The organism is Saccharothrix sp. CCNWYY140, from assembly GCF_037401995.1.
In the GTDB taxonomy this organism is placed as follows: Bacteria; Actinomycetota; Actinomycetes; order Mycobacteriales; family Pseudonocardiaceae; genus Actinosynnema.
On sequence record NZ_JBBEGC010000064.1, the window covers coordinates 1 to 12,474 of the forward strand.

The 12,474-nt window shown below is 71.5% G+C and carries 12 protein-coding genes; 10 read left to right on the plus strand and 2 right to left on the minus strand.

Annotation, left to right across the window (positions count from 1 at the left end; genetic code table 11):
- Positions 1 to 176: 176 nt before the first annotated feature.
- On the minus strand, positions 177 to 1,343 hold the full coding sequence (locus WBN91_RS24965) for an epoxide hydrolase family protein (protein WP_337726812.1): 1,167 nt from the start codon (positions 1,341 to 1,343) through the stop codon (positions 177 to 179).
- A 179-nt stretch (positions 1,344 to 1,522) separates the two neighbouring features.
- Here WBN91_RS24965 and WBN91_RS24970 point away from each other — a divergent pair, with 179 nt between their 5' ends.
- From WBN91_RS24970 to WBN91_RS24980, 3 genes are all read left to right on the plus strand, one after another.
- The gene (locus WBN91_RS24970) at positions 1,523 to 3,103 is read left to right on the plus strand and encodes a GMC family oxidoreductase (protein ID WP_337726813.1); all 1,581 of its coding nucleotides are present in this window, start codon (positions 1,523 to 1,525) and stop codon (positions 3,101 to 3,103) included.
- Positions 3,104 to 3,223: 120 nt separating this feature from the next.
- Entirely contained in the window at positions 3,224 to 4,555 is a 1,332-nt protein-coding gene (locus tag WBN91_RS24975) for an FAD-dependent oxidoreductase (RefSeq protein ID WP_443217796.1), read from the plus strand.
- Entirely contained in the window at positions 4,531 to 5,010 is a 480-nt protein-coding gene (locus WBN91_RS24980) for a nitroreductase/quinone reductase family protein (RefSeq protein ID WP_337726815.1), read from the plus strand. Before WBN91_RS24975 ends, WBN91_RS24980 begins: the two co-directional genes overlap by 25 nt.
- A 26-nt stretch (positions 5,011 to 5,036) precedes the next feature.
- Here WBN91_RS24980 and WBN91_RS24985 read toward each other — a convergent pair whose 3' ends face one another.
- The gene (locus WBN91_RS24985) at positions 5,037 to 5,702 is read right to left on the minus strand and encodes a winged helix-turn-helix transcriptional regulator (RefSeq protein ID WP_337726816.1); all 666 of its coding nucleotides are present in this window, start codon (positions 5,700 to 5,702) and stop codon (positions 5,037 to 5,039) included.
- Positions 5,703 to 5,823: 121 nt separating this feature from the next.
- Between WBN91_RS24985 and WBN91_RS24990 the strand changes: the two genes are divergently transcribed.
- The 7 genes from WBN91_RS24990 (at position 5,824) to WBN91_RS25020 (ending at position 12,247) form a co-directional block, all read left to right on the plus strand.
- Positions 5,824 to 7,308 (plus strand): MFS transporter, encoded by a 1,485-nt coding sequence (locus WBN91_RS24990; protein ID WP_337726817.1) that lies wholly within the window; start codon positions 5,824 to 5,826, stop codon positions 7,306 to 7,308.
- 80 nt (positions 7,309 to 7,388) lie between these two features.
- A complete protein-coding gene (locus WBN91_RS24995) occupies positions 7,389 to 7,691 on the plus strand; it encodes a hypothetical protein (protein WP_337726818.1) in 303 nt (100 codons plus the stop codon).
- A 104-nt stretch (positions 7,692 to 7,795) separates the two neighbouring features.
- Complete coding sequence (locus WBN91_RS25000; RefSeq protein ID WP_337726819.1) at positions 7,796 to 8,479, plus strand: winged helix-turn-helix transcriptional regulator; 684 nt, start codon at positions 7,796 to 7,798, stop codon at positions 8,477 to 8,479.
- A 122-nt stretch (positions 8,480 to 8,601) separates the two neighbouring features.
- Positions 8,602 to 9,168 (plus strand): hypothetical protein, encoded by a 567-nt coding sequence (locus tag WBN91_RS25005; protein ID WP_337726820.1) that lies wholly within the window; start codon positions 8,602 to 8,604, stop codon positions 9,166 to 9,168.
- 3 nt (positions 9,169 to 9,171) lie between these two features.
- Entirely contained in the window at positions 9,172 to 10,380 is a 1,209-nt protein-coding gene (locus WBN91_RS25010; RefSeq protein ID WP_337726821.1) for a DUF6239 family natural product biosynthesis protein, read from the plus strand.
- A gap of 49 nt (positions 10,381 to 10,429) precedes the next feature.
- On the plus strand, positions 10,430 to 11,122 hold the full coding sequence (locus tag WBN91_RS25015) for a maleylpyruvate isomerase family mycothiol-dependent enzyme (RefSeq protein WP_337726822.1): 693 nt from the start codon (positions 10,430 to 10,432) through the stop codon (positions 11,120 to 11,122).
- A gap of 102 nt (positions 11,123 to 11,224) precedes the next feature.
- Positions 11,225 to 12,247: an ABC transporter substrate-binding protein gene (locus WBN91_RS25020; protein WP_337726823.1), complete on the plus strand. Its 1,023-nt coding sequence runs from the start codon at positions 11,225 to 11,227 to the stop codon at positions 12,245 to 12,247.
- Positions 12,248 to 12,474 lie beyond the last annotated feature (227 nt).

Consider the following 12,474-nt stretch of genomic DNA (forward strand, 5'->3'; position numbering starts at 1 on the left):
GTGGGGGAACCGAGGCCCTCCACTTGTAGGTAACACCTACCGCGCGCTCCGCGCGCGAACAACCGCGCTGCGCGCGGGAGAACGCGGCGTTGGGCGCGGAAAACGGCGCTGTGCGCGCGTGAGAACGCCGCCGGAGGCGTGGCCGCCGGCGGCGTTCCCGAAATCCGAACTTCTTCTCAGCCCTGCTTCAAGGACCGCGAGAAGGCCCGGACGTCCTCCACATACAGGTCCGGCTCCTCGAACGCCGCGAAGTGCCCGCCCCGGTCGAACTCGGTCCAGTGCGTGATCGTCGGCAGGATCTTCTCCGCGAAGCGCCGCACCGGAGGTGCCGGGTCGTGCGGGAAGACGGCCACGCCCGCCGGCACCGTGATCGGCCACGGCCCCGCCCATCGGGCCGCCACGTTCTGGTTGGTGCGGTCCGTCGACTCGTAGTACAGCTGTGCCGAGGAGCCCGCTGTCGCTGTCAGCCAGAAGATCGAGACGATGGCCAGCAGCCTGTCCCGGTCGACCGCGTCCTCCGGGGCCAGGTGGGAGTCCGTCCACTCCAGGAACTTCTCCGCGATCCACGCCAGCTGCCCGACCGGCGAGTCGGTCAGGCCGTACGCCAGCGTCTGCGGCCGAGTGGCCTGGATCTTCATGTACCCCGACCCCTCCAGGTCGAAGTACAGGAGCTTGCCCAGCCGGCCCATGTCGGCCTCCGCCAGGCCCGCCATCTCGGACGGGTCCGGCGGCGGGAAGGTGACCAGCATGTTCAGGTGTATGCCGGCCACGTGTTCGGGGTCGATGCGGGCCAGTTCCAGGGTCACCAGCTTGCCCCAGTCGGCGCCCTGGGCGACGTAGCGGTCGTAGCCCAGCTCCGCCATCAGGGTCTGCCACGCCCTCGCCACGCGGTCGACGTCCCAGCCCGCCTCGCCGGTGGGGCCGGAGAAGCCGAAGCCGGGCAGGGTCGGGATGACCAGGTGGAAGGCGTCGGCCGGGTCGCCGCCGTGTGCGGCGGGGTCGGTGAGCGGGCCGATGACGTCCAGGAACTCCACGAACGAGCCCGGCCAACCGTGCGTGATCACCAGCGGGGTGGCGTTCGACTCGGGTGAGCGGACGTGCACGAAGTGGATGTTCGCCCCGTCGATCTCGGTGGTGAACTGGGGCAGCTCGTTGAGCGTGGTCTCCCACGCGCGCCAGTCGAAGCGGGTGCGCCAGTGCTCGACGAGGTCCTTGAGGTAGCCGACGGGCACGCCCCGCGCCCAGCCCGCGCCAGGCACCTCGTCCGGCCACCGGGTGTTGTCCAGCCGGCGGTTCAGGTCGTCCAGGTCGGCTTGTGGGATTTCGATGCGGAAAGGTTGCATGCGCGTGCTGCCTTTCGGTCGGGATGACCCAACCTAGCGAGCGGCGCAGCCCGCCCGACAGCAATCGGCAACAACTGCGCATTCTCGAAGAAATGGGGCTCCCGCGCATTTTCGAAGATGTTCCGATCCGCCGCTTTCGCCATTCTTTGCGGCAGTCCCACGCCGAAGAGGAGAAGCGGATGTACGACTACGTGATCGTCGGTGCCGGTTCCGCGGGCTGCGTGCTGGCGGCGCGGTTGACCGAAGACCCGGACGTCTCGGTCTGCCTGGTGGAGGCCGGTCCGGCGGACACCTCCGAGAACGTGCACGTGCCCGCCGCGTTCGGCAAGCTCTTCCGCACCCGGCTGGACTGGGACCTCGACACCCACGACGAGCCGCACCTGGGCGGCCGGCGGATCTACCTGCCGCGCGGCCGGGTGCTGGGCGGCACCAGCTCGATCAACGCGATGATCTACATCCGCGGCAACCGCGCGGACTTCGACGCCTGGGGGCAGCCGGGCTGGTCCTACGACGAGCTGCTGCCCTACTTCATCCGCGCCGAGGACAACGAGCGCGGCGCGTCGGAGTACCACGGCGTCGGCGGGCCGCTGGGCGTGTCGGACAGCCGGTCCCGCAACGTCATGTCCACCGCTTTCGTCGAGGCCGCGCTCCAGGCCGGCTACCACGCCAACGACGACTTCAACGGCGCCGAGCAGGACGGGTTCGGCCTCTACCAGGTGACCCAGCGGGACGGGAAGCGGTGCAGCGCCGCCGTGGCCTACCTGCACCCGGCGATGTCGCGGCCGAACCTGACCGTGATGACCAACGTCGACGTGCACCGGGTGACCTTCGACGGCGACCGCGCGACCGGCATCGTCGGCGCCCGGCTGGACGAGGAGATCGTGCTGCGGGCCGAGCGCGAGGTCGTCCTCGCCGCCGGCGCCTACAACTCGCCGCACCTGCTCCAGCTGTCCGGCATCGGCCCGGCGGACCTGCTGCGCGCGCTGGACGTCCCGGTGGTGCTGGACCAGCCGCTGGTCGGGCAGAACCTCCAGGACCACCCGCACGTGATGCTGGTGTTCGCGCACTCCCAGCCGGTGAGCCTGCTCATCGCGGGCGACCCGCGCTACGCGCAGGAGTTCGTCGAGCACGGCACCGGTCCGCTGACCTCCAACATCGGCGAGGCGGGCGGCTTCTTCCGCTCGACCGACGGCTTGGCCGCGCCGGACATGCAGTTCCTGGCCGGTCCGGTGATGTTCGCCGACGGCGGGCTGGGCGCGCCGACCGACCACGCCATCTCCTACGGCGCGTGCCTGCTGACGCCGGGCAGCCGGGGCAGCGTGACGATCGCGTCCGGCGACCCGACGGCCAAGGCGAAGGTCCAGCACAACTACTACGAGGACGACGCGGACATGCGCGCGATGGTCGAGGGCGTGCGGCGGGGCCTGGAGATCGGGCGGCAGAAGGCGCTCTCCCCCTACACCGAGCGGCACGTCGGCGCGCCGGCGTCCGAGTCCGACGCCGACCTGCGCGAGCACGTCCGCCGGGCGACCCAGACCATGTACCACCCGGCGGGCACGTGCGCGATGGGCACTGTCGTGGACGCGGAGCTGCGCGTGCAGGGCGTCCAGGGCCTGCGCGTGGTGGACGCCTCGGTCATGCCGACCGTGGTGCGCGGCAACACCAACGCGCCGACCATCGCGATCGCCGAGAAGGCCGCCGACCTGCTCCTGGGCCGCCCCGCGCTGACGCGGGCCGCGGCGGCGGCCGTGTCCGCCTGACGAGAACCCCTGGCGCGCAACGGGTCTTATGCCCGGCGCCGTGACCTTCGAACGTTCTGCCGGGTGAGGAGTGGTGTCGTGGCCGACGTGGGTCAGCGCGCCGTGGTGCTGGGCGCGAGCATGGCGGGTCTGATGGCGGCGAGGGTGCTCGCCGAGTTCTACAGCGAGGTCGTGGTGGTCGACCGCGACGACCTGTCCGAGGTCAGCGGGTCACCGCGCAACAGCGTGCGGCAGGGCGGGCACGCGCACGCCCTGCTGGCGCGCGGCCTGCGCGTGCTGGAGGAGCTGTACCCCGGGCTGACCGACGAGCTGGTCGCGCTGGGCATGCCGGTCGGCGACCTCGGCGACAACCTGCGCTGGATCTTCAACGGCAGGCAGATCGCGAAGGTCCACACCGGACTGGTGGTCGTGTCGCTGGTGCGGCCCCTGCTGGAGGGCCACGTGCGGACCCGGACGGCGGCGCTGCCCGGCGTCGTCTTCCGGGACCGCACCGACATCCTGGGCCTGGTCACCACCGACGACCGCGAGCGGGTCACCGGCGTGCGGGTGCGCGACCAGGCCGACGACAGCACCGAGGTGCTGGAGGCCGACCTGGTGCTCGACGCCACCGGCCGCGGGTCGCGGACGCCGGCGTGGCTGGAGGAGCTGGGGTACGAGCGCGCGCCCGAGGAGAAGATCAAGATCGGGTTGAGCTACGTGACCCAGCACTTCCGGCTGCCCGAGGACCTGCTGGGCGAGGACCTGGCGAGCATCCCGGTCGCCACGCCCGGCCACCCGCGCGGCGCGGTGTTCTCCCGGGCCTGCGGGCGCTGGCAGCTGTCGCTGACCGGCATCCTGGGCGACCAGCCGCCGACCGACCAGGAGGGCTTCCTGGCCTACGCCAAGACGCTGCCGGTCCCGGAGATCCACGAGTGGGTCCGCGACGCCGAGCGCATCGACACGCCGACGGCCATCCGGTACCCGGCGAGCGTGCGCCGCCACTACGAGAAGCTGACCCGGTTCCCAGCCGGGATGCTGGTGCTGGGCGACGGGGCGACCAGCTTCAACCCGGTGTACGCGCAGGGCATGACGGTGGCCGCGCTGGAGGTGCTCAAGCTGCGGGAGAACCTGCGGCGCGGCTCGGTGCCGCACTTCCGCCGGTGGTTCGCCGACATCGCGAAGGTCATCGACAACCCGTGGGAGATCGCGGCGACCGGCGACCTGGCGTTCCCGGGCGTGGAGGGCAAGCGGACGCCGAAGGTGCGGTTCGTCAACGCCTACCTGGCGCGGCTGCACGCGGGCGCGCCGCGCGACCCGCACCTGTCCAACGCGTTCCTGCGGGTGGCGGGCCTGATCGACGCGCCGCCGACGATGATGAAGCCCGGCACGCTGCTGCGCGTGCTGCGGGCGGGCAAACCGCCCGCCCCGGTGACGACGGGGAGCGACCGGTGGCCCGCACGGTCCACCCCCTGATCCGGGCGGTCGCCCGCAGCCGGCCGTTCGCCCGCTGGGGCCCGCGCGTGCTGCCCCGGGTGGACCTGGCGGTGGCGCGGCTGACCGCCGGACGGGTGATCCCGAGCCAGCTGATGTTCACGTCCCTGGTGCTGACCACGCGGGGCAGTCGCACCGGCCTGCCCCGCGAGGTGCCGCTGCTGTGCTTCCCGCACGGCGGTTCCTGGTACGTGGTCGCGAGCAACTGGGGACGGCCGCACCACCCGGCGTGGAGCACGAACCTGCTGCGCGAACCGCGCGCCGAGGTCGTCTTCCGGGGCCGGGTGGTGCCGGTGGTCGCGCACCTGCTGCAAGATGAGGACGAGGTGGCCGCCGCGCGCGCCGAACTGGTGCGCAGCGGCGCCGCTCCCGTCTACGACCGGTACGCGGCCCGCTCGGGCCGCACCGCCCGGCTGTTCCGGCTCACGCCGGTGTGACCCCGCGCCGAGCCCCGCCGGGGTGGTCAGGCCACCACGGCGGGCTCGGGCAGCGGGAACAGACCCAGGAAGCGTTCCACGCGCTCGCGGCTGCCGGTCAGCCTCAGGTCGCCGGAGGCGATCGCCTCCGACAGCCCGCGCCCGCTCCAGATCAGCGCGTTCAGCGTCGACGGGTCGGTCTCGATGACCGCGTGCGGGTGGTCCAGCTCGCCGCGCAGGATCCAGATCCGGTCCGCGGACAGCTGCACCCGGAACGAGTCCTCGCCCAGCCGCAGCACGAGGTCCGCGGTGAAGCCAGCGGCCCGGTCCGGGGCGAACAGCGTCTTCAGGGCGAGCATCAGGGAGTCCACGCTGATCGTCGCGTCGTGGCGCAGTGACGGCGACCGGCCACCCCACCGCCCGAGCGCGGTGATGACAGGCTCCAGCTCCTGGCCCCACTCGGTCAACTCGTACACCCACGCGGCGGCGGGCGGCGGCAGCTTGCGGCGCCGGACCACGCCGACGTCCTCCAGCTCGCGCAGCCGGTGGGACAGCACGTTCGGGCTCGCGCCGGGCATGCCGGTGCGCAGGTCGGTGAACCGCTTCGGCCCGAACAGCAGCTCACGAGCGATCAACAACGCCCAGCGCTCCCCCACCAGGTCCAGCGCGTGGGCGGTCGCGCACCCGTCGTCGTACTTGCGCTTGGTCGCCATGACCCCACTCTACCAGCGGAAGTCCTCCCGCCTCCGCGAGTAGTTGTCTTTTAGGACTAGATGCTAGTAGGGTTCCACCTCGACAGTTGTCAGCAAGGACCGTCCAGTCCTAGGAGAGCGGATGTCCACTCAACGGAGCGACCAGCCACCACCGACGCCCGACTCGGTCGAGCCGCCGGACCCGCGCCGCTGGAAGGCGCTGGCGCTGCTCGGCACGGCGTTCTTCATGGTCATCCTCGACGCGACGATCGTGCTCACGGCGATCCCGTCCATCCAGGAAGACCTGAACTTCGACGTCGCCGGCGTGCAGTGGGTGCTCACCGGGTACGTCATCACTTTCGGCGGCCTGATGCTGTTCTTCGGCCGCGTCGCCGACCTGATGGGCCGACGCAGCGTCTTCCTCGCCGGTGTCGCCCTGTTCGTCCTGTCGTCACTGCTGTGCGGCCTGGCCTGGGACGCCTGGGTGCTGCTGGCCGGCCGCGCGATCCAGGGCGTGTCGGCCGCGATCATGGCGCCGACCGCGCTGTCCATCGTGGTGTCCACCTTCCGCGACCCGGCCGAGCGCAACCAGGCGCTGGGCGTGTGGGGCGCCCTGGGCGGCATCGGCGCCACCGCCGGCCTGCTGCTGGGCGGCGTGATCACCTCCGGCATCAGCTGGGAGTGGATCTTCTACATCAACATCCCGGTCGGCATCGCGATCTTCCTGCTGGTGCCCGCCCTGGTCAGCGAGACCCGGGAGCGGGTCGCGGTCCGCCGGTTCGACACCGCCGGCGCGATCACCATCACCGCCGCGCTCGTGCTGCTGATCCACGCGATCGTCAACGCCCCCGACGTCGGCTGGGCCGCCACCTCCACCATCGTGGAGCTCGTCGCCGCGGTCGTGCTGGTCGCGCTGTTCCTGGTGATCGAGTCCAAGTCGTCGGCCCCGCTGGTGCCGCTGCGGATCTTCAAGCTGCGCAACCTCACCGCGGGCAACCTGACGATCTTCGCGGTCGGCCTCACCGTCGACGGCATGCTGTTCCCGCTGACCATCTACGTGCAGGAGGTGCTGGACTACTCGGCCCTCCAGTTCGGCCTCACCAGCGCGGTCATGACGGTGATGTCCATCGTCGGCGCGATGGCGGGCCAGGCGGCGGTCACCAAGCTGGGCCTGCGGCCCATCGCCGTCCCCGCGCTGCTGCTGATCGCCGTCGGCACCGCGCTGCTGATCACGGTGTCGGTCGGCGGCACGTTCTGGGGCGACCTGTTCTGGGGCCTGCTGGTGTTCGGTCCCGGCATGGGCGCGGCGTTCGTCACCTCGCAGATCGCGGCGCTGGACGGCGTCGCCGAGGAGGAGTCCGGTCTGGCCGCGGGCCTGGTCGACACCTCGTTCAACATCGGCAGCGCCCTGGGCATCGCCATCGTCACCTCCGTGGCCCTGTCCGTCGCGGGCCGCGTGACCACCGACGACCCGAAGGTCGCACTGACCGAAGGCCTCCAGTCCGCGTTCCTCGTCGCGACGGTGTTCGCGGTGCTGGGCCTGCTCGCCTCCTTCCTGCTCCCCGGCAAATCCCCCGAGCCGGCCGGAGCGGACGCGAAGGCGGCGTCGCTGTCCACCAAGGACTGACGCCCGCCACGCGGAGTCGCGCGGGCCGGCGCGGTCCGGCCCGCGCGGCTCCCCGTCGAAACACCACCGAGAGGAACCCGATGAGCACCCACGTGATCCAGTACACGGCCAAGAACACCGAGGCCGCCGACGAGAACCAGGAGTTGGTGGAGCGCATCTTCGCCGAACTCAACGCCGACGACCCGGGCGGCATGCGCTACGCGACCTTCCGGTTGGCCGACGGGGTGACCTTCGTGCACGTGGTGATCCACGAGACCGAGGAGAACCCGCTGGACCACGTCGCCGCCTTCGCCGACTTCCAGAAGGGTTTCGGCGACCGCGTCGGCGGCCCGCCGTCGTTCAGCGACGCCACCCTCGTCGGCTCCTACCGGTTCGCCCGGTAGCCCGCAGACCGCCCGCCGCCCCACGCGCCTGGGGCGGCGGGCCGGTTCGCCCGCCCGGTCCGCCGGGCACCCGAGACGGCCCCCCACCCTGGGCAGGTGTACCCGTGGCGAGCAAGCGCAAGTACGAGGAGAGCTGTGCCGCCGCCCACGCGCTCGACCTGGTGGGCGAGCGGTGGGCGCTGCTGGTGGTCCGCGAACTGCTGTTCGGTCCCAAGCGGTTCACCGACCTGCGGGCCGGCGTCCCGGGCGCGAGCCCGGACGTGCTGTCCCAACGGCTGCGCCAGTTGGAGCGGGTCGGCGTGGTCCGGCGCCGCAAGCTGCCGGCGCCCGCGCGCACCCGCGTCTACGACCTCACCGAGTGGGGTCGCGAGCTGGAACCGGTGATCGTCGGGTTCGGCCGGTGGGGCGGCCGGTCACCGGAGCTGGACCGGCGCGCCGCCATCGGCGCGGACGCCGTGATGCTCGCGTTCAAGACCCTGTTCGACCCGCGCCTGTCCGCCGGGTGCGCCGCCGACGTGTTCGTGCGGGTCGGCGGCGACGGGTTCCGGGTCCTGTTGGCCGACAACGCGATCGAGGTCCGCCGGGGCGAGGCCGCCGGCGCGGAGGCGGTCGTGGTCACCGATCCGGCGACCCTGCACGGCATCGTGTGGGGCACCCGCTCGCCGGCCGAGGCGGAAGCCGCCGGCGAGGTCGCCGTGCAGGGCGACCGGGAGCGGTTCGCGTGCCTGCTGAGCACCCTCGCGCCACCCGAACCGGCCGCCGCCGACGCCGAGCTGAACATCGCGTAGAAAACGCCCACTTATTCCGGATTGCGGTTTCCGCATCGCCGCGTTTCCCCCGCTGACCTGCGCAGGTAGCGTTCCCGTACCGGGAAGTTCCGACCGTGGACCGGTAATAGCCGGGAGGATCTGTGGCCGACACCCATGTCCATTCGCACACCGCGGGTGGTGCGCCGGGGGCGCTCAACACCCGCCACCACAAGCTCGCCCTGTACGGGTTCCTGTTCGTCGTCCTGGCGCACTGGGCCGAGCACCTCGCCCAGGCCTTCCAGATCTACGCGATGGGCTGGCCCATCCCGAAGTCCAAGGGCGTGCTGGGCCTCTGGTTCCCGTGGCTGATCTCGTCCGAGGTGCTGCACTACGGGTTCGCGCTGATCATGATCGTGGCGCTGTTCGCGCTGCGGAAGGGTTTCGTCGGCCGCGCCCGCACGTGGTGGACCGTCGCCCTGGTGCTCCAGTTCTGGCACCACATCGAGCACCTGCTGCTGATCACGCAGTCGTCCACCGGCGTGAACCTGCTGGGCCGCCCGGTGCCGACGAGCATCGTGCAGCTGATCGTGCCGCGCGTGGAACTGCACCTGTTCTACAACTTCATCGTGTTCGTGCCGATGGTGGTCGCGATGGTGCTCCACATGCGACCGACGCCTGAGGAACGCGCGCAGATGCAGTGCACGTGCGCGGTGCCGGCGACGGTCTGAGCCGTGCACGGTCACGGCGGCGGGGCGGTGGGCCTGCCCCTGGGTTTCACCCTGCTGCGGCTGGTCCTGCTCGCCGCCGTGACCATCGCGGCGGGCTGGGCGCTGACCCGCCCGTTCTCCACGACCGGTCCGCGCACCCGGCAGGTCGTCACCGGCGCGGCGGCGGCGGGCGGCGTGGTCTCGCTGCTCGTCGCCGACGCCCGGTGGCTGCCCGCGCCCGCCGCGGCGGCCGTGCTCCTGTGCCTGTGCACGCCGCCGCTGCTGCGCGACCGGTTCCCCGGCGTGGCCCGGTGCGTGGTGGCGGCCGTGGTGATGACCGCGACCGCCGCCGTGCTGTGGTTCGCCGGTCCTCCGCTGGCCGGGGCGCACGTCGTGCTGATGGCCGGATTCGCGGGTGTCGCGTGGCTGGCGGTGTGCCCGCCCACGGTGATGGTCCGGGCGGTCGGCATCGGCTTGGGCGTGGCGCTCCTGGTGAGCCTGGCGCAGATCACCGTGGCCGGGCACCTGGTGACCCCGCCGTCCGGACGTCCCGTGCTGTCCCGGGTCGTGGTCGGAGGCGGTCCCGTGGACGTCCTGGTGGTCCCGCACCGACCGGGCTGGAACCTCGTGCACACCGCCGGTCCGCTCAAGGTCGGCAACTCCCCCACCGCGTTAGTCGACACCGAGGAACGCCCCGGCGCGAGTGGCCGGTGGGCACTGGTGTGGCTGGGTGAAGTCCGCGGTTCCCTGTGGCTGGAACGCGACGGCGTCCGCGCCACCATGCCGGTCGACCCCGGCAAGGACCCGTGGACCGGCCCCGACGTGCGCGGCTCCGAGGCCCCCGAACACGTCAGCGCCGTCCTGGCTTCCCTCCTCACCGGCAACCCGACCGACCAGCCCTGGCCCACCCTGACCGACTCCGACGCCGCCACCCTCCGCACGATGGTCGCCAAGGCCCAAGGCCCGATCGCCATCGTCAGCGACCGCTCGGCCCGCTCCCTGAAAGCGGAAGAGGTCATCCACGCAGAAGCCGCCCGCCTCAACATCCCCATCGATCCTGCGGCCTCCACAAAGATCGTCCTCACCCAGGGCCACCACGCCCCGTGGTCACGCCCACCGGACCTGACCACGCCCGAGGCCCAGAGCTACGTCCGCGCCTTGGCCGACGCGTTCCCCGGCGAGGCCCCCACGGCAGCCGGCCTGGCCGCGTGGACCACCGGCCGCGCGCAATGAGGCAATCCACGAGAAGCGCAGCACCCGCGCCCCGCCCTAGCGTGGACCGGTGCCGGTCTACGACATGCTCGTCGACGAGCGACTCCGGATGGCTGACCTGCTGGAAGGCCTGACCCCCGAACAGGCGCGAACACCGAGCCTGTGCGCCGGGTGGACCATCCACGACGTGGGCGCGCACCTGGTGACCTACCTGAGGTTCGGGCAGGCCAAGCTGTACTGGGCGATCGTCACGACAGCGGCGAACTTCGACGAGTACAACCGCAAGCTCACCGCCCGCGAGGCCCGCTTGTCCACCGCCGAGGTCGCCGCCCGCCTGCGCAAGTGGGCCGGGTCCAGGACGACCATCCCCCGGGCCGGTTTCGAGCCGGTCCTCGCCGACATCGTCCTGCACGACCTGGACGTCCGGATGCCGCTGGGCATCGAGCGCACCATCCCCGAGGACCGGCTGCACGTGGTGTTCCAACACCTCGCCGAACGACCGTCGCCGGGCTTCTCGATGGGATCACGGCTGCACGGCCTGCACCTGGAAGCGGTGGACACGGGCTGGTCGCACGGCACCGGCCCGACGGTGCGCGGCGAGGCCGAACCACTGGTGCTGGCGATGAGCGGACGCCCGGAGGGCTTCGACCGCTTGGAAGGCGAGGGCCTGGACGTGCTCCGCGAACGCGTGACCGAGGCGCCGCCCCGGGGCGCCGGTGAGCGGATGAAGGCGGTGGTGCGCCAAGCCCTCAACCTGCACTGACCCGGTGGACGTGATCCGCGTCGCAGTGTCGCGCATTGCTTTCTTAGGTAAGCCTTGCTTCACTTGCGGCGCCTCGTGTCCGTCCACCGAAAGGGTGTTGCCATGTCTCGCAGGGTCCGTCTGTCCGGCAGAGCGTTCCGGGCCTTCTCCGCGGGTTCGCTCGCGACGGTGCTCGGGTTCGGCCTGATCGCGTGCGGCGACGTGCAGGACGCCTCCACGCAGACGACGTCCCCGTCGAGCGCGGGTTCCACGGCCTTCCCGGTGACCATCGAGCACAAGTTCGGCAAGGCCGAGATCCCCAAGGAGCCGACCAAGGTCGTCGTCGTCGGCACCGCCACCGACGACCTGGACGCCGCCATCGCCCTGGGCGTGACCCCGGTGGCGTTCTTCAACAAGTCCGGCGGCGACGCGGTCCCGAGCTGGCTCAAGGGCAAGCTCGACCCGACCAAGACCAAGATCGTCGACGCCGCCGCCGGCGTGGACCCGGAGCAGGTGGGCAAGTACGCGCCGGACCTGATCCTGGCCACCTCGTCCTACGGCCTGGAGCAGGAGTACCCGAACCTGGCCAAGCTCGCGCCGACCGTCGGCTACGCCAGCGACTGGGGCAAGCAGACCTGGCAGGAACACGTCCAGGTGGTCGCGAAGGCCCTGGGCAAGATCGGCGAGGGCGAAAAGCTCGTGGGCCTGACCCAGGCGGCGATCGACAAGTTCAAGGCCGAACACCCGAAGACCGCCGGCAAGACCTTCACCGCCTCGGTCGGCAACACCCCCGGCAAGATGTTCACGTTGGTGTCCAAGGAAGACTTCGCCGTCCGCCTCATCGAGCAGACGGGCCTGACCCTGAGCCCCACCGTGGCCGACGCGACGAAGAACGAGTCCGGCAGCCCGACCGGCACCCTGAACCCGGAACAGTACGACAAGCTGTCCGCAGACCTGGTGATCGTCGCCTTCACCACCCCGGACCTGAAGCAGGCCTTCGAGTCCAACCAGCTGGTCACCCAGGTCAAGTCCGGCAACTACCTGGCAGTCGACATGGAAACCATCTCAGCCCTCCGCTACCCGACCGCCCTGGACATCCCGTGGGTCCTGGAGAAGCTGACCCCCGGCATCGACAAGCTCGCCTAACAAGCAAGCAGCAGCAGCCAAGCCAAGAAAGGGCGCACTTCCACCGGAAGTGCGCCCCTTCGCCGTCCCCACTACCCCCGCCCCGCACCCGCCGCACCCGCCGCCCTACGCGCCGCAGGCGCAGGCTTTCCGCGCCGAAGGCGCTCGGAGTGGCTGCCAGCCACAGGAAGGGCCTCGGTTCCTTCCCCCCCGTACGGCCTGGGCGAAGCCCAACCGCGCTTTGGCCC

What these genes read in the sequence shown, in the direction of transcription:
- WBN91_RS24965 (WP_337726812.1), bottom strand. Translation starts at nt 1,343, where the DNA reads ATGCAACCTTTCCGCATCGAAATCCCACAAGCCGACCTGGACGACCTG.
- WBN91_RS24970 (WP_337726813.1), top strand. Translation starts at nt 1,523, where the DNA reads ATGTACGACTACGTGATCGTCGGTGCCGGTTCCGCGGGCTGCGTGCTG.
- WBN91_RS24975 (WP_443217796.1), top strand. Translation starts at nt 3,224, where the DNA reads ATGGCGGGTCTGATGGCGGCGAGGGTGCTCGCCGAGTTCTACAGCGAG.
- WBN91_RS24995 (WP_337726818.1), top strand. Translation starts at nt 7,389, where the DNA reads ATGAGCACCCACGTGATCCAGTACACGGCCAAGAACACCGAGGCCGCC.
- WBN91_RS24985 (WP_337726816.1), bottom strand. Translation starts at nt 5,702, where the DNA reads ATGGCGACCAAGCGCAAGTACGACGACGGGTGCGCGACCGCCCACGCG.
- WBN91_RS25020 (WP_337726823.1), top strand. Translation starts at nt 11,225, where the DNA reads ATGTCTCGCAGGGTCCGTCTGTCCGGCAGAGCGTTCCGGGCCTTCTCC.
- WBN91_RS24990 (WP_337726817.1), top strand. Translation starts at nt 5,824, where the DNA reads ATGTCCACTCAACGGAGCGACCAGCCACCACCGACGCCCGACTCGGTC.